We start from the raw sequence: 21,965 nt of genomic DNA on the forward strand, positions 1-21,965 counted from the left end.
TCGTTTCTCGTTAAGTAGAATCAAAAAGCCCGAAGGTAATTCCTTCGGGCTTTTTCTTTGTGTGCAATTCAGTGTATTACGCCTGCTCTACTGACAACTCGATAACTTCGTCAGCTTCTGGATTTTCTCTAAAGCGTCTCACTTTGATCGTTTCCTCTCCTAACATGATTTGCTTGGCGATTCGGTGCATACCGTCAAAAACACGATAGTCACTGGTTAAGATTACCGGATACGACAAATCAGCATTGTTGATTCGTTGGCAATGTTTTGCAATTTCGCGGCAGGTTGGCTGTGGCCCTTCATGACTAAACCAAGTCACTTCATTTGGGCCTTTGATATCATCAATCGAAATTTCTTCTACAGGTAAGGATTCTGCAAGTTGCCAAATACGCTCGATGGACCAAGTGGATTTTACATTGTCATTAATCTCAATGTAACGTTGTTTCGACATGACTAACTCCTTGTCATCATTGTTGTTTCTAACCTGAATACAGGCTTTTCATCAATCAAAGAGAATATCGGTCTATGAAAACAAACACAACGTTGTCAGCTATTCATTCACCCATAAAATCCCATAATCAGACAAGTAGCCAAGAAAAAACCAAAACAAAAATGAATAAGCCTGGATATCCATGCAATTTTGTTGGTACTCACCCCGTAAAGTTTCTAACAAACTGAATAGTTTCCTATTTATTTGAATAAAAGAGCATTTATATCAAAGTGCCTAGCTCAGTCAAAAACACTCACCATTTTGTACGCTTTTGATTCGCTCGATACGACTTCGAGATTCTTTTGTTGAGAACATTCTCGGCTGTCGCTAATCTATAAACATCCATGTTTACTTAACGGATAAAACGTTATGTTCGTTTACAACGGCAAAGAAATTGAAACGGATGCTCAAGGCTACTTATTGGATCATACTCAATGGGAAGAAGGTATGATTGAGCTTTTAGCAAAAGAAGAAGACATCGAGCTTACGGATGCTCATTTGGAAGTTGTGCATTTTGTGCGAGACTTTTATGAAGAGTTTAATACCTCCCCTGCAGTGCGTATGCTTGTGAAAGCGATGGAAAAAGCGCACGGCCCGGAAAAAGGTAACAGTAAGTATCTATTCAAGCTGTTTAAAAAGGGACCAGCCAAACAAGCAACCAAATTAGCCGGCCTACCAAAGCCAGCTAAATGCTTGTAGATTCATAAAATTTTAAAACCGCGTAACGGCTTATACGACGCAGGCTCCTGCATCACATGCTCTACTGTTGCCGTTCGCGGTCCTTCTTGTAACCATTCCGAAAACGCAACTATTTGCGCGTCTGTTCCACACGCCATCACTTCAACATCACCATTGTTTAGGTTCTTCGCATAACCTGTTAACCCTAGCTTCAATCCTTGATGGGAAGTATGGTAACGAAAGCCGACGCCTTGAACGTGACCTTTTACTATAAATCTCTCACACTTTACATTCATCTTTGTACCGCTTCTTTTTACTGAGTGATATATTCTTTTCGTCTATTCACCCCACTAAGGATAGTGGGTTTTTGCACGGTTATTATAATTATGAAAGAAATTCCATTCCGCTGGATTGATAAGTATCTCATTCACTTAAAGATTCAAGAAAAGTTCTATTTGCTCTTCGTTCTCCCTCTTCTTGCTTTAGTCATTCTCACTCTCGTCCTTAATAGCGCGGCTAATACACTGATCTCAAGTATGTACCAAGAAGAGCTCATGCTTATGAAAGGTCTGATAGAGGCAGGCAACCTTTCTCAATCTCAAGTAGCAAGCCTCATAGCGGGTTCAGAAACCGTTTCTATTGGCTCTGGTTCGCAATCCGTGTCTGTTTTAAATGGTGCGTACAGTTTGGTTGCGAACCATGAACTTTCTTTATGGACTGCCCTATCAACGACTCAAGTGAGCATCATCTGTGTGAGCTTGTTTATTCTCGCTCTTGGCGTTTACTACATCATGACGTTTATTGGCGGCGCGATGTTCACGATGAACAAAGCATTAAACACCCTTGCGGGTGGCGACTTAACCGCGAGAATGAACTTCTTCCCTGTTCGCGACGAGTTTAGTGAAATTGCTATTACGATAGACAAAGTTGCAGAACGAGAGCAACAAATGGTGCTGTCGATTCAAGAGTCTGTGGCTTTAATGCAACAAATTAGCTCAGATCTGAATCAATCGATTCATCACAGTTCAGATATTTCAGCGACTCAGCAAGAACACCTCAACTCTCTTGCGAGTGCAACTGAACAGATGGCATCAACGATTCGAGAAGTCGCGACACTAGCTCACGATTCAAGCACGCAAACCGATGATGCACGTAACGTGGCTCAGTCTGGACAAGTGAAAGTTGAGAATACGCTTCACTCGATTTCGAACCTTTCTAATGAGATTCAATCTGCGTCTCAAGCCGTTGCCGAGTTAGATGCCAATGCAGCACAAATTGATGAAGTCGTGACAACCATCAATGGGATCTCCGAGCAAACCAACCTACTTGCTCTGAACGCGGCTATTGAAGCTGCACGTGCTGGAGAACAAGGTCGTGGATTTGCGGTCGTTGCGGATGAGGTTCGCGCTCTTGCGGGACGCACTCAGCAAGCGACAGTTGAAATCCAAACGATGATTGAATCGTTACAGCGTAACAGCCAGTCGCTTACTAAGCTGATGGAAGTGACAGTTAATAATGCAAATGAGGGACAAAACCTCATGACGGAAGTGAATCACGAAATCGGCTCTTTGGCAGATAAAAATCAAACTATCTCCGACAGTAGCATTCAAATTGCAACAGCAGCTGAAGAGCAAGGTGTAGTCGCGGACAATATCGCCTCAAGCGTTGAAGAAATTCGAGTTCAAGCAGATAACGTGTGCAATATGATAAGCACGACTTCACAAAACGTTGATCAACTGCGTAAGCAAAGCGACACAATGGAGTCGCTACTGACTGGCTTGAAGGCTTAATCGCTTAAACGAATAACTAGGGTCACTTCGGTGGCCCTTTTTTGTATCTGGAAAACCCACCCGTTACTCCACTCATCAGTTTATAATCAAAGCCTCTACAAATGATTGGATTGTCGATGGATATTGCTTTTGCGGGCAACATCCCGGACAATACGCCCCTTTCAAAATTCAACAAGAGCTAATGAAATGACAGCTGCTATCTATTTGGTTAAAGGTCGTGAGAAATCGGTCAAGCGCAAGCACCCTTGGATCTTCTCTCGAGGCATCAACAAAGTTGAGGGCGAACCTGCTCTTGGCGAAACGGTTGATGTATTCACTCACGACGGTAAATGGCTAGCAAAGGCGGCATATTCGCCAGCTTCACAAATTCGTGCTCGTATTTGGAGTTTTGATAAAGAAGAAATCGACACCGCGTTTTTCGTTAAACGACTTAAAGACGCACAACTTCTTCGTGAAGACATTATCGAACGTGATGGCCTTACGGGTTATCGCCTTATCGCAGCAGAGTCTGACGGCTTACCTGGCGTTACGATTGACCGTTACCAAAATTTCTTTGTGTGCCAACTTCTCAGTGCTGGCGCAGAACACAATAAGCAGGCTATTGTTGACGCTCTGGTTGAGTGCTTCCCTGATTGTAATGTGTACGAGCGCTCTGACGTGGCCGTTCGTAAAAAAGAAGGTTTAAAAGAGATCACGGGCGTCTTGCACGGCGAAGAGCCACCTAAATCAGTCGTCATCGAAGAAAATGGCGTAAAGATTAGTGTAGATATCGTTGGCGGACACAAAACAGGTTTCTACCTAGATCAACGTGATAGTCGCCAGCAAGCGATGAAATATATGAAAGGCAAAGAAGTTCTTAACTGCTTCTCTTACACTGGTGGCTTCGGGCTTTACGCTCTAAAAGGTGATGCAAAGCGTGTGATTAACGCTGACGTGTCACAACCTGCTTTAGATACCGCAAAATTCAACGCAGAACTAAACGAGTTTGATATTTCGAAGAAGCGTGCCGTGTTCCTAAATGCAGACGTGTTTAAGCTGCTTCGTGAGTATCGTGATCAAGGAACTCAGTTCGATGTTGTGATCATGGACCCACCGAAGTTCGCAGAGAGCAAAGCACAACTAAATGGCGCATGTCGTGGTTACAAAGACATCAATATGTTGGCGATGCAAATTCTAAAACCTGGTGGCACGCTACTGACCTACTCTTGCTCTGGCTTGATGGATCAAGTTCTGTTCCAGAAAATCATCGCTGATGCAGCCGTAGACGCTAACCGCCAAGTAAAGTTTGTGGAGCGTTTTGAACAAGCCGCTGACCACCCAACCGATACAGCATATCCAGAAGGTTTCTACTTAAAAGGTTTTGCATGTAAAGTGCTTTAATTATTGCCTGAACTTACTGCATTACTAAATGAAAAACGGAGCTTTCGCTCCGTTTTTTCATTTTGAATCATTTACTCTCGTAATTGTTCAAGATTAGAAATCAAACTATTGGCGATATCAGAAGCAGAAGCTCCGTCAAAATTAACCTCCAACTGTTGTCCACCTTTATTGATGGTCAGAGTTGAGTTACCTCCACTTTCAGTCACCGCCACCGTGATATCATCCACGCTTCCGTGATAATCGCCCGAGCCGAGATCATCAAGTAATGTGGAAATATCAGTACCACTCATATCATCAAATACATCGGTAAAATCGAGCTGATCCCCGTCACTGAAATCCGTCACGGTGTCAGTTGCGGATTGCATCTCTGTCCACTTGAAGATGTCATCACCTCCACCACCAGTCAAAATATCATTACCTAGGCCACCAATTAGAATATCATTACCATCGGTGCCTACAAGAACATCATCTTGGTCTGTTCCCATGATGATATTAGGCTCTTGCTGTAACGAAGCAGTCTGTGTACCGAAAGCGGTCACTGTTTCAAAAGAGACATTGTTAAAATCAATATCAACGGTTGCAGTGGTATCGCTTTCTAAACCATCTGAGTCAATCGCTTTGTAATCAAACGAGTCGTTTACATTATTAAAACTTGTAATCTGAGTACCAACTAGAGTAAAGCTGGCTTTATCACTTGAACTGTCTGTTTCAGGGAACAAGCGAATCTCATCAAAACTGCCATTACTTAGCGATACGTCAGCGTAACCTTCTTGATTACCAGTAAATACGATGTCACTGGTCTGTATGGTTTGTATATCAACAAGAGTATCGCCCATATAAAAGTATGCTTGAATCCAAGCGCCGCCACTGTTAAACCTATCATTCAAGCTTGCTAGGTTTAACCTTGCTTCTTTAGCTTCAAGCCCTTCATCTAATTCAATGGCAATGAACTCACTCGTACTAATTTCATCCCCTTGGCCAGTTTCGCCCGGAGATACTACGACTAAACCTACCTGCTGAGCGGCAAAGTCAACCTTGATTTGAGCATTATTGACAAAGTCACCATTACCATCAATGGTTCCTCCAAAGAAACTTAAACCGTTAACATCGACTGAATCGGCAATGAAGTCTTTAGAAAATTCATCGAGTAAATCTTGGGAATCAAAGCTTTGCTCATCAAAGAAATCTTCCGTTAGTGCATATCTGACTTCCGTAGTTTCTGGAATCACATCACCAATGTCCAATATGACTTCATTGTTCTGATCATCCAAGTAATAGAGATAGCCATAGTCTGGAAGCGTCGTGACACAGATGCTCGTTTCTTTATCATCTTGAAGATCAAAGTCATCTTCAAAGTCTTGCGCATGTGGTGCAAAGTCAATTAAAGCGTCTCCTCCCACACTAAGGTCAACCGAAATGCCAAAGTCTTCTACTGTCGGAGGTGTATTGTCATCATCAATAATCGTACCAAGGCCTGACGCTGCAGGTGATTGCCCTTGAATCGAACCAGTTAAAACAAAGTTTTCTGAAGATTCATAAATCTGGTCTTCAACAGTGTTTACCGTAACACTAAAGTTAGTATCACTCGCAGGTACGGAGACATCAAACGTTCCATCAGGGTTTACCGCAATAACTTCCGTCGTGTTATCAGCATAAGTAATGGTCACACTCGTAGCGTTAAAATCATCTCCAGCGACAGCGGTTCCGTCTAAGAGAGACATACTAACCATAATCGCAACCGCACTTGCATTACTCAGTGTAACGTTAAATTTCGCATCGTTACCTTCCACCACTTGAATATCTGTAATTTCAGTGACAGTTGGTATGTCTGCATCATCGTTAATCGTTACGGTACCGACAGCAGCAGTTGTTTGCACAGCAGTGGCACCGGATAATGTAAAGTTCTCATCACCCTCATAAATATCATCGTTTAACGTCACCATAGTAACGCTAAATGTTGTGTCTAACGCTGGTACAATGACATCAAACGTACCATCTGGGTTCACTGAAATAACGTCGGTACTACTATCAGCATAGGTAACGGTTACTGTCGTATTTGTATAATCCGAACCTCCTTCAGCTGTCCCATTTGCTAATGTCATATTAACAACGGTGTTTGTGGTACTTGCATTGCTTAAAGTGACTTCAAGCGTTGCCAGCTCACCCTCACTAACTATGGCATCCGTAATCGCTGCTACAGTCGGGCGGTCATCATCAGGATCTGGTCCTGGGCCACTACCATCATCAACAATAGTACCGGTACCAATCACAGAACCAACTTGGTTATCAGTGTTACCTGATAACGTAAAGGTTTCAGGTCCTTCGAATAAGTCATCATCTGTTGTACTTACAGAAACACTATAAGTCGTATCATTTGCGGGCACATCGACAATAAAGCTGCCATCTGGATTTACCGTAACGACTTCTATGCCGCCACTCTCATAAGTAATTGTTACTGAAGTATCGGTGTAATCCACACCGCCTTCTGCTGATCCGTCAGTCAGCATCATATTGACAGTGGTGTTGGTGGTGCTTTCATTACTCAACGTTACATCTAGTGTTGCAATATCACCTTCGTTTACCGTTGTAGAGGTAATCGCTGCAACTGTTGGGCGATCGTCATCTGGATCAGGTCCTGGCCCCGAACCATCATCAAGAAGAGTCCCTGTACCCATTGCAGATGTAATTTGAGTGGCAGTTTTACCCGAGAGTGTTAAAGTCTCTGCGCCTTCGAATAGGTCATCATCAATAGTATTGACTGTGACGCTGAATGAGACGTCGTTCGCGGGAACTGAAACATCAAATGTTCCGTTTGCGTTGACAGTAATGACATCTGTTGAGTTATCCGCATAGGTAACTGTAACCGATGTATTGATGTAGTCTATGCCCCCCTCTGCGCTACCATCAGCGAGCACCATATTGACCAAACTTTCACTATTACTAGGGTTACTTAAAGTAACATCAAAAATGATAGGTTCACCTTCATTAACCACTTCACTAGAAATAGAGGCAACGCTGACTGTATCGTTATCAAGAATCGTTACCGTGCCTGTAACCGGAGTTGTTTGTATCTCGGTCTGTCCAATTAATGTGAAATTTTCATCGCTTTCGAACAGCTCATCGTCGGTGGTACTTATCACAATGTCAAAGGTCATATCACCAGCTGGTACGGACACATTAAATGTGCCATCAGGGTTCACAGGGATAACGTCTGATGAACTATCTGCATAGGTAACAGTAACAGACGATTTGGTGTAATCTACCCCTCCCTCTGCTGTGCCATCATTAAGTGCCAGATTAACGAGAGTATCCGTAGTGCTTAGGTTACTCAAAGTGACAACCAACGTAGCAGACTCACCTTCGCTTACGGTTGTATCACTAATTGCCGCAACAACCGGACGGTCATCATCAGGATCAGGGCCCGGGCCACTGCCATCATCCACAATCGTTGCTGTGCCCGTATCACTGCCTTGCACCGCCCCGATGCCGGTTACTGTCACACTGAAATCTTCAGGGCCTTCATAAACGGCGTCATCAATGGAAGCGATACGCACATCAAATTCGGTTTGCTCGGCTGGCACGGTCACCACGCCATCATTTGGTACTGCAACCCAACCGCTTCCGGTGTTGTATTCTAAGGTACCTAAGTCACCGGCTTCGGTATCGCCAAGATTAAGACCCAGTTCCACCTGCGTTTCCGCTTCAGACGCGTTCGATAAGGTGACTTTGAAGTTAGCTGTTTCACCTTCATTAATGGTGCCAGCATCCGTAATAGTCACACTTGGGCGGTCATCGTCCGGATCTGGACCCGGACCACTGCCGTCATCCACTATCGTTGCCGTACCCGTATCGCTGCCTTGCACCGCGCCAATGCCAGTTACTGTCACACTGAAATCTTCAGGGCCTTCGTAAACAGCGTCATCAATGGAAGCGATACGCACATCAAATTCGGTTTGCCCGGCAGGCACCGTCACCACACCATCATTTGGCACTGCAACCCAACCACTTCCCGTGTTGTATTCTAAGGTACCTAAGTCACCGGCTTCGGTGTCACCCAAGTTTAGGCCTAGCTCGACTTGAACAGTGGACTCGGAGGCATTCGATAGCGTCACTTTGAAGTTCGCAGTCTCACCCTCATTAATGGTGCCAGCATCGGTAATAGTCACACTTGGGCGGTCATCATCGGGATCAGGTCCTGGACCACTGCCGTCATCCACTATCGTCGCCGTCCCCGTATCACTGCCTTGTACTGCGCCAATACCGGTTACTGTCACACTGAAATCTTCAGGGCCTTCATAAACGGTGTCATCAATAGAAGCGATACGCACATCAAATTCGGTTTGCCCGGCTGGCACGGTCACCACGCCATCGTTTGGCACTGTGACCCAACCACTTCCCGTGTTGTATTCTAAGGTACCTAAGTCACCGGCTTCGGTATCGCCGAGATTAAGACCCAACTCCACTTGCGTTTCCGCTTCAGACGCGTTCGATAAGGTGACTGTGAAGTTCGCAGTCTCACCCTCATTAATGGTGCCAGCATCCGTAATAGTCACATTCGGGCGGTCATCGTCCGGATCTGGACCCGGGCCACTGCCGTCATCCACTATCGTTGCCGTACCGGTATCGCTGCCTTGCACTGCCCCAATGCCAGTCACCGTCACGCTGAAATCTTCTGGGCCTTCGTACACCGCGTCATCAATGGAAGCGATACGCACATCAAACTCGGTTTGCCCTGCTGGCACCGTCACCACGCCATCGTTTGGCACTGCAACCCAACCGCTTCCGGTGTTGTATTCTAAGGTGCCTAAGTCACCGGCTTCAGTGTCACCCAAGTTTAGGCCTAGCTCGACTTGAACAGTGGACTCGGAGGCATTCGATAGCGTCACTTTGAAGTTCGCCGTATCACCTTCATTAATAATGCCAGCATCGGTAATAGTCACGCTTGGGCGATCATCATCGGGATCAGGTCCTGGACCACTGCCATCATCCACAATCGTTGCTGTACCCGTATCACTGCCTTGCACCGCGCCAATGCCAGTCACCGTCACGCTGAAATCTTCTGGGCCTTCATAAACGGCGTCATCAATGGAAGCGATACGCACATCAAATTCGGTTTGCTCGGCTGGCACCGTCACCACGCCATCGTTTGGCACTGTGACCCAACCGCTTCCCGTGTTGTATTCTAGGGTGCCCAAATCTCCAACTTCGGTATCACCAAGATTAAGACCCAGTTCCACCTGCGTTTCCGCTTCAGACGCGTTCGATAAGGTGACTTTGAAGTTCGCCGTATTCCCCTCATTGATGGTGCCAGCGTCTGAAATAGTCACGCTTGGGCGGTCATCATCCGGATCAGGGCCCGGACCACTGCCATCGTCCACTATCGTTGCCGTACCCGTATCGCTACCTTGCACCGCGCCAATGCCAGTTACTGTCACACTGAAATCTTCAGGGCCTTCATAAACGGCATCATCAATAGAAGCAATGCGCACATCAAACTCGGTTTGCCCTGCTGGCACGGTCACCACGCCATCATTTGGCACTGCAACCCAGCCACTTCCCGTGTTGTATTCTAAGGTACCTAAGTCACCGGCTTCGGTATCGCCGAGATTAAGACCCAGTTCCACCTGCGTTTCCGCTTCAGACGCGTTCGATAAGGTGACTGTGAAGTTCGCTGTCTCACCCTCATTAATGGTGCCAGCATCGGTAATAGTCACACTTGGACGGTCATCATCCGGATCAGGGCCCGGACCACTGCCGTCGTCCACTATCGTCGCCGTACCGGTATCGCTGCCTTGTACCGCCCCAATGCCAGTTACCGTCACACTGAAATCTTCAGGGCCTTCATAAACGGTGTCATCAATGGAAGCAATACGCACATCAAACTCGGTTTGCCCGGCTGGCACCGTCACCACACCACCATTTGGCACTGCAACCCAACCACTTCCCGTGTTGTATTCTAAGGTACCTAAGTCACCGGCTTCGGTATCGCCGAGATTAAGACCCAACTCCACTGGCGTTTCCGCTTCAGACGCGTTCGATAAGGTGACTTTGAAGTTCGCAGTCTCACCCTCATTAATAGTGCCAGCATCGGTAATAGTCACACTTGGACGGTCATCGTCCGGATCAGGTCCTGGACCACTGCCATCATCCACAATCGTTGCTGTACCCGTATCGCTGCCTTGTACCGCCCCAATGCCAGTTACTGTCACACTGAAATCTTCAGGGCCTTCATAAACGGTGTCATCAATAGAAGCAATACGCACATCAAATTCGGTTTGCTCGGCTGGCACCGTCACCACGCCATCGTTTGGCACTGCAACCCAACCACTTCCCGTGTTGTATTCTAGGGTGCCCAAATCTCCAACTTCGGTATCACCAAGATTAAGACCCAGTTCCACCTGCGTTTCCGCTTCAGACGCGTTCGATAAGGTGACTTTGAAGTTCGCCGTATTCCCCTCATTGATGGTGCCAGCGTCTGAAATAGTCACGCTTGGGCGGTCATCATCCGGATCAGGGCCCGGACCACTGCCATCATCCACTATCGTTGCCGTTCCCGTATCGCTGCCTTGCACTGCGCCAATGCCAGTCACCGTCACACTGAAATCTTCAGGGCCTTCATAAACGGCGTCATCAATGGAAGTAATACGCACATCAAACTCAGTTTGCCCGGCTGGCACCGTTACCACGCCATCGTTTGGCACTGTGACCCAACCGCTTCCCGTGTTGTATTCTAGGGTACCCAAATCTCCAACTTCGGTATCGCCAAGATTAAGACCCAGTTCCACCTGCGTTTCCGCTTCAGACGCGTTCGATAAGGTGACTGTGAAGTTCGCAGTCTCACCCTCATTAATGGTGCCAGCATCGGTAATAGTCACACTTGGGCGGTCATCATCGGGATCAGGTCCTGGACCACTGCCGTCATCCACTATCGTCGCCGTCCCCGTATCACTGCCTTGTACTGCGCCAATACCGGTCACCGTCACACTGAAGTCTTCAGGGCCTTCATAAACGGCGTCATCAATGGAAGCGATACGCACATCAAATTCGGTTTGCCCGGCTGACACCGTCACCACACCATCATTTGGCACTGCAACCCAGCCATTTCCCGTGTTGTATTCTAAGAGACCTAAGTCACCGGCTTCGGTGTCACCTAAGTTGAGAGTCAGTTCAACCTCAACATCTATAGCTGATGGATTAGATAACGACACTTTAAAGCTAGCCGTTTCACCCTCATTAACTATCCCTGCATCGCTCATCGTTACCGTTGGGCGATCATCATCAGGACTTAAACCTGGCCCACTACCATCATCAACAATGGTTGCCACCCCGGTTGCAGGTGTATTTTGTTCTTCTGTTGTGCCAGAAAGCGTAAACGTTTCTGGGCCTTCGAATATAGAGTCATCTATAGAGTCGAGAGAAACCGTAAACCCGCTTTCACCTAATGGGACCGAGACTGTAAAAGTACCGTTATCATCAACCAAGATTTCTTCCGTTGTACCATCAGAAAATGTTATGAGAACACGCTCATTAACGTAGTCACTTCCGCTCTCGTCAGTTGAACCGCCAGTTGCGGTACCATCAAGTAGCGACAAAGTGACATCAGTATTGTCCTCTGTTGCTTGGTTTAAAGTAATATCGAATACAACCTGATCACCTTCGTTGATAGTCGGACTGGATATTTCCTGAACAATTATCGTTGCAGGAACGGGGATTGCTGTTGGTTCTGGTGGTTGTATTTGGAGAATATCGAGTAGCGTCTCTACCTGAGTACTTGAAAATCCTGTTCCGTCAGTTCCCACTGTCTCAAAATTGGTACTAGCGAGTAATTCAGCACCTGTGCGATCTATAGCTCCCGTATTCTGTGGGCTAGACCCGTTTCCTTCACCTGCAGCAGGTTCAAACTCTTCACCCAGCTCAGTCGGGTCTTCCCCACTCGCAATTGCTTCAATTAACGCAGTGATATCATCAGTTACATTTATTGAACTTCCTTGTGGTGTCACCTGCTCGATAACAAGTTCAGAAGTATCTGATACTTCATCGATTATTAACTCTCCTGGTTGAGGTAGTTGACCCTGACCTAAAGTCCTAATCTCCCCGTCCAACCCGATAACGACAATGTTGCCCGCCAATGAGCTAAAAGTTACACGTTCCATATCTACCTCGCCCCACTTCAAACCAAGTCAAAAGTTTGTCACCCCTACATTTACGTCTATAGTTTAGTCAAAATCATCATATTTTCGTTGTATGTGTAGCTTGTAGGACGTTTGATAACTCTAGGGGCAGAGTTACAAAAAAGCGCAGAGTGACACAGGCCGTGAAACGCTATGATATTAAGAATTCAAGCTTTTCTCCGAGCTAAACTTGCTATGTTGCTAAGCAACATTCGACATATGTGCTAAGGTTTTAAAAGGCGAAATCTTGGATTTTTGAAACAAAAGCTTTGTTTTAACAGTAGGTTGATAAATCCCTTACTCAAGCACTGTTATTTATGATGTTTCGTCTCAGTTATGAGATGAAATAGCAAAAAGCAACACGAATTTTTAGGAGAAATACCGTGAAATGGAACCGACTAAATATTGCTTGCTGCTGTAGTTTAATGGTGTCTATACCCGTTTTCGGTCAAACTTTAGAGCAAGCCGTGGCATTGACGTTAAAAAACAACCCTGACATTAAGAGTGCATTTAATGAATTTACGAGCCGAAAATACGTAAATGAAGCATCTTCGGGTGCTTACTTACCCTCTATTGATCTAGATGCGGGTATTGGGTATGAAGGATTAGACCCTTCTGACGAGGTGGGACGTGGAGATACAGATTACACTCGAAAAGAAGCATCGGTGACACTAACCCAACTTATCTGGGACGGCAGTGCGACTCTTAATGATATCGACCGAACCGCAGCGGATGCTGAATCAGTAAGATTTCAACTTTTGGCCGACGCATCGGATAAAGCACTTGAAGTCACCAAAGTTTATCTAGACGCTGTAAAAGCTTACGAAATACTCAAGCTGTCTGAAAACAACCTGGCTGTTCACAAAGATATCTACGATGACATTAAAAAACGAGTCAACTCGGGTATCGGCTCTACCGCTGACTTAACGCAAGTAGAAGCACGTTTGGCAAAAGCACACGGCAACTTAGCCGCTGCTCAAAATAACCTGTATGACTCTCACACGATGTTCACTCGTTTAGTCGGTCAAACACCGCAAGGGCTAATCTTTCCGAGAGCGGACCAAAACTTTATTCCGTACACAGTTGATGAAGCGGTAGGCTTGGCATTTGAACTGCATCCCGTTATTCAAGTGGCGCTCGCAGACGTAGACTCGGCTAAGTTTCAATACAAACAGTCTAAAGGTGTTAACTACCCAACCATTTCCATTGAAGCTTCGCAAACATGGCGTGACGACGCTGATGGTTTAAAAGGTCGCAGTGATGAGACACTTGCCATGCTGCGTCTACGCTACAACCTATTCAATGGCGGCAGTGATGCAGCGAACTCAGAAAACTTCGCCTACCAGCTAAATAAAGCAAAAGACTTGCGTGAAGGTGCCTATCGCAATGTTGAAGAAGGGTTAAGACTTTCTTGGAGTGCGCTTGATTTAACATTACAACAAAAAGAGTTTCTATCAGATCATGTAGACTCTGCGTCTGAGACCGTAATTGCTTACGAGAAGCAATATCGCATCGGTAAACGGACACTGCTTGATCTATTGAACACTGAAAACGAGCTCTTTGAGGCGCGTAAAGACTACTTAGATTCTAAATACGCAGAGCAGTACGCCAAATATCGAGTGATGAACGCAACAGGTCAACTGTTGAGTGCATTAAGGGTCGAAATGCCTAAAGAATGGCTAGAAGAAGTGGAGTATTAATTATGAAACACATAACTCTTATTGCACTCTCATTGATGATTTCGGCATGCAGTTCATCCGATAAAGGCGATGAGTATGATTACATCGATACGCCAATTGCCGATCAGTGGGCTGATCATATAGATGATGACTCAGACGGTGTTATTAACGAGCGCGATTTGTGTCCGGGTACCCCTTTAGGTGCCGAGATAGATAACGATGGTTGCGGCTCGTATGTAGACTCCTCACAAGAAATGCAAATTCGAGTCCTATTTGCGAACGATTCCGATGTTATAAACCCTATCTTTACGCAACAAATTCGTGAGCTGTCCGATTTCTTGAAAGAGTACCCAAATACGTCTATCGAGATTCAGGGCTATGCTAGTCGCACTGGTACTGCAGAACACAATCTCGACTTATCCAAGCGCCGGGCTGAGAACGTTAGAAAAGAACTCATGATGAATGGTATTAGTGGGGATAGAGTTACCATTGTGGGCTATGGAGACACAGTGCTTGCAACACAAGGCACTGACCAAGTGAGTCACGCGCTAAACCGTCGAGTAACCGCAACAGTGATTGGTCACAAGGGTGAAGTTAAGAAAGAGTGGACCGTTTTCACTACACTTCCAAAAAGCTAACACAACCATAAACAGAACGTAAAAATAAAAGGTCTAGCAAATTGCTAGACCTTTTTGATTTTCAATTTTACCTAAATGGTAACGCCATTACATATCTTTGTATTGCGCCTCTAAACTTGCAATCAAGCTTTGAGTCACATCATCAACGCTTGCACCGTCAAAATGGATGTCTAATGTCGAGCTACCTTTTGTAATACTCAGGTTTGTCTCAGAGCTGCCATCTGGTGCTACTTCTACGTGATACTCTCCGACATCACCAGTATGGTCACCTGATTGAAGATCATTAAGAAGCTCTCCAATTTCATCTTTAGATAAGTCGTCAAACAGATCAGAGAAGTCTAGAGCGTCTTCATTTTTATTGAAGTCAGTGACAGTGTCGCGTTCATTGGACACATCAATCCATTTAAAGATGTCTTCACCGTCCCCCCCTGTCAAAATATCATTGCCGAAACCACCAATTAAAATATCATTGTCTGCACCACCGAACAGCTTGTCGTCACCACCTTGTCCAAACAAAATATCATCACCTGAACCACCAGAGATGGTGTCTGCTTGGTCGTAATAACGAGACTGTTCAAATTCTGCTTGGTTTTCAGTAATGTAGTGATGAACTTCTTCTTTCGTAACTAACGAAACATCCTTACCTAGTTGAGATGCTACGTAGTTTTGTAGCGCGGAAACTCCTTGCTCACCATCGACGTCGAAACGCATGGCATCACCAAAAATAATGTCATTTCCATCAAGGCTATTAATCTCATCTTTGCCTTGCATCAATGAAACTTCCTTACCAAGGATCACTTCTGCTAGTTGGTTTACATCTATGTTAGCTCTTACTACACCATCAGAGTCGAAGTTTTCTAACGAATCTTCATCTAAGTAGCGACCAAGACCTATCGAACGAACCTCACTAAATTCAGCCAATGCTTGATATGCATTATTCGCTTGAGATAGAACATTATTTCCATAATCATCATAGACATATGAGTTAAGCATTCTCCCCACCTGTTCACCAGTAGAGAGCGAATACACCGCCCCGCGAAAATCTATGATTGTTTTATTGTTGTATGTGACTGTATCACCAAACCTGTAATCACTTGGCAAAACATCCGCTAGCGTCACTAACTTTTGTTCTGACACGCCAAGTACGACACCCTCCCAACCACTAAACCAACTCGTATTGTTATCCGTAGCTTGGTTTGGTTGACCATCAGATATGAAATAACTTAGGTTTGTTGCGCCACTATCGGCATTAGCAAACCAGTCTAGTGCAGATTGGAACCCGGCTTCATAATTTGTATTACCATCACCGATTTGTAAAATTGCATCCAATGTAGACTCTATTTGCGATGTTGCGTTGTCAGCACTCAAATCTAATTCAAGTACCTGAGAGCTCCCAGTAGCAAATGTGGTCAATAAAACGTTCACTTTGCCCGAATGAGGGCCACTAGCACTTTCGGTAAGAGTATTCAGTACTGTTTTTAACTCACCTAGCGCTAGACCAACGTCGTAACCCATGCTGCCTGATGTATCGAGCATAAAAGCAATGTTGTAGTCCTGCCCCTCGACAATCTGTAATCCTTGAACATCGCCAACAATCACATCATTGCTATCAGATCCAGCTATCTTGTTATCACCATGCGTACCGGAAACAAAATCATAATCTCGAACTGAAACAGAAGCCGTGTCCGTTCCCATTTGAGTATTGTTATTAACTTCAACACTTCCTGCCGTCGCTGTTACATCAAAATCTAACGAACCATTGTAATCGGCTGGTACAGTAATCGTACCGCTTAGTTGATGACTGGTTTGATTTGGTTCACTTGAAAGGTCAACCGTGTAAGAACCATCGCTGTTTTCAGTTACCGTTTTGCCATTCACCTCTAATGTTAGCCCTGAAGGAATTCCCGTTAAGGTGACGCTATCGTTAATGAATGACTCACTTCCATCCACATCGATAAGATCAAGGTTCAGGTCAAAAGAGACTTGCTGCTCTGTAAGTACAACATACTCTCCTGTGTTGTTATTTAGCTTGATAATGGCATCTTGGAAGATAAGTTGTTCAATTTCATAAAGGTGGTCACCCGACTCTTTATGAGTGCTCGAAACAACATCTTTTGTATCAATAAATCGGCTATCTTCGACAATCCAATACGGGACCTCTGAGTGGTCAGATGCAGGGTAATAGTTGAAGTTGTAATCAGACAACTTGCCAGAGTAAACAACTGTGTCCGTCTCCGCTTGATCATCTAATGAACCAATACCGCCATAGATAGAATCATTACCTCCTCCAGTCACAAAGATATCACTGCCTTGAGCATCAACGTTCGCACCTGCTTGTTGATCTCCGACAAAGCTCAGTGGCGATTCAGTGTCACCGCTTAGCATTAAGTCATTACCAACATGTCCGTTATTAAACGTTTGTGTCACCACATGTTCAAAGTCAAGCCCTGGTAAATTACTTGCCTCAAGCAGATCTTTAAGTTCTTCGTCTGTAGACCAGCTTCCGCCTAGTGTCACAGGTACAGACGTTACTGGACCGAAAGTAAGGTCAATCTTAATTGGGTCCGCGACAGGCTCTATGTCGATACTCAACGTACCTGAAGCAGAAGAATTGCCATCACTAACAGTGAAATGAATCTGCTCGTAAGTATCCAAGCCGTTCCCAACACCGTCTTTATCGAAAACATTTGCACCAGATTCATGTTCAGCAGGAACATAACGAACAAGACCATTTTCGATATCAGAAGCGAGCACACTTCCAGAAACCGCTTCCCAACCATCAGAACCTTTCACTTGCAGTGAGCCATTTAGAGCAGAAGTGTCAAACTCAACACTTATACTACTATCAACGATGCCTAAATGTTCTAGTGTTATAACAATAGCTTCGTCTTCTAATCCGGAAATTTCGTTGCTTTGAACTGCTGGCGGAACATCATTATCATCAATATAGCCAACGCCAGACACATCTCCGACTTTAATCACAAGACTCTCTGTTGATTCAACCAACTGATCATCAATACTTGGAATGGTAATCTCAAAGCCATTCACTCCGGCTGGAACAATAAGGTATCCGCCCAAATACTTCACGCCATTAGTAAAAGTTGCGTTCGACAAATCAATGTCTTGAGAGCTCACACTAGAACCCTCTGCAGAGAAATCCACTTGATACTTAACGGTCTGATCTGTCGCGTTATTTAGTGAAACAGAAAACGTGACATTGTCACCCTCAACAACAGTAACACCTGCAATGCTCTCCACCACAGGTCCATTTTCCGCAACATTACCATCTAGTATTTCGTTAACGATATTGACCGTAGACGGATCACTAACTCCACTTTCAGAATCGACTGCCACATATCCAAAGCTATCTCCGGCAGGAATACCTTCTACATAACGTAACTCCCAGTTCCCTTCATTTTTCGTAGAAAAATCTAACTGAGTAATGACCGAACCTTCAGGAAGAGCTAGTTCTTGCCCAAAACCAACGCTTGTTTCTTGGAATAGCATGAAGTTGCCTTCAGGCTTCAAGAACTCGAACGTTTGAGTCTGTTCGATATTGTTTGAATCTAAATACGTAACCGTAATAAGCGCAGCGTTGTCATCACCGTAATCAAACAATCCACCTAATCCATCTAAGCCAAGGTTTACGCTGCCCACAGGGTTATTAGACAAATCGATCGTAATTGTCTCGCCTTTCTCAATACCCTGCCCATCATTGTCAGCAATACCGTTTCCGATATGTGACACTTGGCGGTTGTATTGAGCAAGTTCACCACTATCAGAAGATATAGTGATGGAGGAACCATTAACTAAATGCTCAGTACGGGAGTGTGATGGACCTCCGTCCTCACTTAGCCCCCAATTATTGAAATCTGTTGTAGACTCGGAACTATTTGGTGTATCTGGGCGATCCTTGATACCTAATAAGAAACCCACATTATCAGCTTCATAGTAAAGGCTATCTTTTTCATAAAGAGTGTCACTGACTTCTTTTATTTCATGCAGTTCACCGTTGTTATCTCTGAAGAACAATGTTCCTGAGGTCGGTAGTTCAGTAATCCGCACATGCAAATCGTTGCCATTTAAGTCATCTTCAATATCCGCTATATGATCCTGAGAGTCGCCATCACCTAAAGGTTTCGTATCAGTATCAAATACAACTTGCGTCAAAGGCTTGTCAGTAACATGCGTAAAGTCCTCACTGTCAGGCTTGTCATTGACTGGCGTCACATCGACGTTCACCGTGGTGGACTCCGATACTCCACCGGAGGTGACGATGTAGGTGAAGCTGTCTGTGCCGTGGTAGTTGTCGTTCGGCGTGTAGGTCACGCTGCCGTCCGGGTTGACCGAGACCGTGCCGTTCGCTGGACCGTTATTGGTATCGAGCGACACCACTTTGTCGTCGCCTTCAAACGTGTCGTTACCTAGGACGTTAATGATGGTCGGCGTGTCTTCCACAACCGTCGCGTTGTCTGCCACGATGTCCGCCACAGGCGCTACTGTGAAGTTCACCGTTTGGCTGACGCTTTCACCGCTTGGATCGGTGGCCGTAAACGTTAGGATTTCAGAGCCGTTCCAGTCTGCCGTTGGGCTAATAGTCGCAATGCCATTTTCTATTGAGACATTGACATTACTGTTGCCTGAGACGCTAAACGTTAACTCACCATCGGCGTTATCCACATCGCTGAAAGCAGTATTTAGATCGATGCTGTATGGCGTGAAATCTTCCGCCAAGGTTTGGTCTACAATGTTGCTCTCAACCACAGGTGTGTCGTTCACCGCATTCACGGTGACGTTAACCGTCGCTTGGTCGGTCAGTGAACCATCGGTGACGGTGTAAGTGATTTCAGCATCGCCATTGAAGTTCTCAGCCGGTGTGAACACCAACTTGCCGTCAACAATTTCAACCTTACCTTGTGCTTCAGGTACAGACGCTGATTGGATAGACAGCGTATCGCCATCGATGTCAGTATCGTTTGGTAGGACATCAATCGTGACAGCGGTATCTTCTTGTGTTGTTGCCGCGTCATCGTTTGCCACTGGCGCGTCATTGACTGGTGTGACATCGACGTTCACCGTGGTGGACTCCGATACCCCACCGGAGGTGACGATGTAGGTGAAGCTGTCTGTACCGTGGTAGTTGTCATTCGGCGTGTAGGTCACGCTGCCATCCGGGTTGACCGAGACCGTGCCGTTCGCTGGACCGTTATTGCGATCCAGCGACACCACTTTGTCGTCGCCTTCAAACGTGTCGTTACCTAAAACCTTAATGATGGTCGGCGTGTCTTCCACAACCGTCGCTTTATCTGCCACGATGTCCGCCACAGGCGCCACTGTGAAGTTCACCGTTTGGCTGACGCTTTCACCGCTTGGATCAGTAGCCGTAAACGTTAGGATTTCAGAGCCGTTCCAGTCAGCGGTTGGAGTGAACGTAGCAATGCCATTGACGATCGCCACTTGAATGTTGCTGTTGCCAGAGACACTGAAGTTCAACTCGCCATCCACGTTATCCACATCACTGAAAGCGGTATTTAGATCGATGCTGTATGGCGTAAAGTCTTCTGCCAAGGTTTGGTCTGCAATGTTGCTCTCAACCACAGGCGTGTCGTTCACCGCATTCACGGTGACGTTGACCGTCGCTTGGTCGGTCAGCGAACCATCCGTAACGGTGTAAGTGATTTCAGCATCGCCATGGAAGTTCTCAGCTGGTGTGAACACCAGTTTTCCATCAATAATTTCGACTGTACCTTGTGCTTCAGGTACAGACGCTGATTGGATAGACAGCGTATCGCCATCGATGTCAGTATCGTTTGGTAGGACATCAATCGTGACAGCGGTATCTTCTTGTGTTGTTGCCGCGTCATCGTTTGCCACTGGCGCGTCATTGACTGGTGTGACATCGACGTTCACCGTGGTGGACTCCGATACCCCACCGGAGGTGACGATGTAGGTGAAGCTGTCTGTACCGTGGTAGTTGTCATTCGGCGTGTAGGTCACGCTGCCATCCGGGTTGACCGAGACCGTGCCGTTCGCTGGACCGTTATTGCTATCCAGCGACACCACTTTATCGTCGCCTTCAAACGTGTCGTTACCTAAAACCTTAATGATGGTCGGCGTGTCTTCCGCAACCGTCGCTTTGTCTGCCACGATGTCCGCCACAGGCGCAACCGTGAAGTTCACCGTTTGGCTAACGCTTTCGCCGCTTGGATCAGTAGCCGTAAACGCTAGGGTTTCTGAGCCGTTCCAGTCTGCGGTTGGGCTAATGGTCGCAATGCCATTTTCAATCGAAACTAACACGTTGCTGTTGCCAGAAACGCTAAACGTTAACTCGCCATCCACGTTATCCACATCACTGAAGGCCGTATTCAGATCGATGCTGTATGGCGTAAAGTCTTCCGCCAAGGTTTGGTCTGCAATGCCGCTTTCAACCACAGGCGTGTCGTTCACCGCATTCACGGTGACGTTGACCGTCGCTTGGTCAGTCAGTGCACCATCGGTGATGGTGTAAGTAATTTCGGCGTCGCCATTGAAGTTCTCAGCTGGCGTGAACACCAACTTGCCGTCAACGATCTCGACTGTGCCTTGTGCTTCAGGTACAGACGCTGATTGGATAGACAGCGTATCACCATCAATATCGGTGTCGTTTGGCAGGACATCAATCGTCACTGGCGTGTCTTCGTCAGTAACGGCATTGTCATTGGTCGCCACTGGCGCGTCATTGACTGGTGTGACATCGACGTTCACCGTGGTGGACTCCGATACCCCACCGGAGGTGACGATGTAGGTGAAGCTGTCTGCCCCGTGGAAGTTGTCGTTTGGCGTGTAAGTGACGCTGCCGTCCAGGTTGACCGAGACCGTGCCGTTGGCTGGACCGTGATTGGTATCCAGCGACACCACTTTGTCGTCGCCTTCGAACGTGTCGTTACCTAAAACCTTAATGATGGTTGGCGTGTCTTCCACGACCGTCGCGTTGTCTGCCACGATGTCCGCCACTGGCGCAACCGTAAAGTTCACCGTTTGGCTAACGCTTTCGCCGCTTGGATCGGTGGCCGTAAACGTCAACGCTTCTGAGCCGTTCCAGTCTGCGGTTGGAGTGAACGTAGCAATACCATTGACGATCGCCACTTGAATGTTGCTAT

Annotated in this window: 9 protein-coding genes; 5 read left to right on the forward strand and 4 right to left on the reverse strand. The window is 46.1% G+C overall.

What is annotated here, in order from left to right; all coding sequences use genetic code 11:
* Positions 1–76: 76 nt before the first annotated feature.
* Positions 77–451, reverse strand: a complete 375-nt coding sequence (locus R7P67_RS10735) for a chromosome partitioning protein ParB (protein WP_005377398.1) — start codon at positions 449–451, stop codon at positions 77–79.
* A 408-nt stretch (positions 452–859) separates the two neighbouring features.
* On the opposite strand from R7P67_RS10735, the gene R7P67_RS10740 reads away from it, so the two are divergent.
* The gene (locus R7P67_RS10740) at positions 860–1,189 is read left to right on the forward strand and encodes a TusE/DsrC/DsvC family sulfur relay protein (RefSeq protein WP_005377396.1); all 330 of its coding nucleotides are present in this window, start codon (positions 860–862) and stop codon (positions 1,187–1,189) included.
* A 2-nt stretch (positions 1,190–1,191) separates the two neighbouring features.
* Here the strand turns inward: R7P67_RS10740 and yccX are convergent, their stop codons facing one another.
* Complete coding sequence (gene yccX, locus R7P67_RS10745; protein ID WP_017634611.1) at positions 1,192–1,464, reverse strand: acylphosphatase; 273 nt, start codon at positions 1,462–1,464, stop codon at positions 1,192–1,194.
* Positions 1,465–1,554: 90 nt separating this feature from the next.
* Between yccX and R7P67_RS10750 the strand changes: the two genes are divergently transcribed.
* Together R7P67_RS10750 and R7P67_RS10755 are read left to right on the forward strand one after the other, a co-directional pair.
* Positions 1,555–2,958 carry a methyl-accepting chemotaxis protein gene (locus R7P67_RS10750; RefSeq protein ID WP_213914983.1) on the forward strand — a complete coding sequence of 468 codons (1,404 nt, stop codon included), beginning with the start codon at positions 1,555–1,557 and terminating at the stop codon, positions 2,956–2,958.
* Between the two features lie 186 nt (positions 2,959–3,144).
* Positions 3,145–4,338, forward strand: coding sequence for a class I SAM-dependent methyltransferase (locus R7P67_RS10755; RefSeq protein WP_054574168.1), 1,194 nt, complete (start codon positions 3,145–3,147; stop codon positions 4,336–4,338).
* 71 nt (positions 4,339–4,409) lie between these two features.
* Here the strand turns inward: R7P67_RS10755 and R7P67_RS10760 are convergent, their stop codons facing one another.
* On the reverse strand, positions 4,410–12,491 hold the full coding sequence (locus R7P67_RS10760; protein ID WP_318085957.1) for a Calx-beta domain-containing protein: 8,082 nt from the start codon (positions 12,489–12,491) through the stop codon (positions 4,410–4,412).
* Between the two features lie 401 nt (positions 12,492–12,892).
* Between R7P67_RS10760 and R7P67_RS10765 the strand changes: the two genes are divergently transcribed.
* Together R7P67_RS10765 and R7P67_RS10770 are read left to right on the forward strand one after the other, a co-directional pair.
* Positions 12,893–14,209, forward strand: coding sequence for a TolC family outer membrane protein (locus tag R7P67_RS10765; RefSeq protein WP_005389970.1), 1,317 nt, complete (start codon positions 12,893–12,895; stop codon positions 14,207–14,209).
* Between the two features lie 2 nt (positions 14,210–14,211).
* Positions 14,212–14,826 carry an OmpA family protein gene (locus R7P67_RS10770; protein WP_167415217.1) on the forward strand — a complete coding sequence of 205 codons (615 nt, stop codon included), beginning with the start codon at positions 14,212–14,214 and terminating at the stop codon, positions 14,824–14,826.
* 87 nt (positions 14,827–14,913) lie between these two features.
* Here R7P67_RS10770 and R7P67_RS10775 read toward each other — a convergent pair.
* Positions 14,914–21,965 (reverse strand): tandem-95 repeat protein (locus R7P67_RS10775; protein ID WP_411912809.1); only part of this gene is annotated, 7,052 nt, incomplete at its 5' end.

The organism is Vibrio sp. Vb0937, from assembly GCF_033338855.1.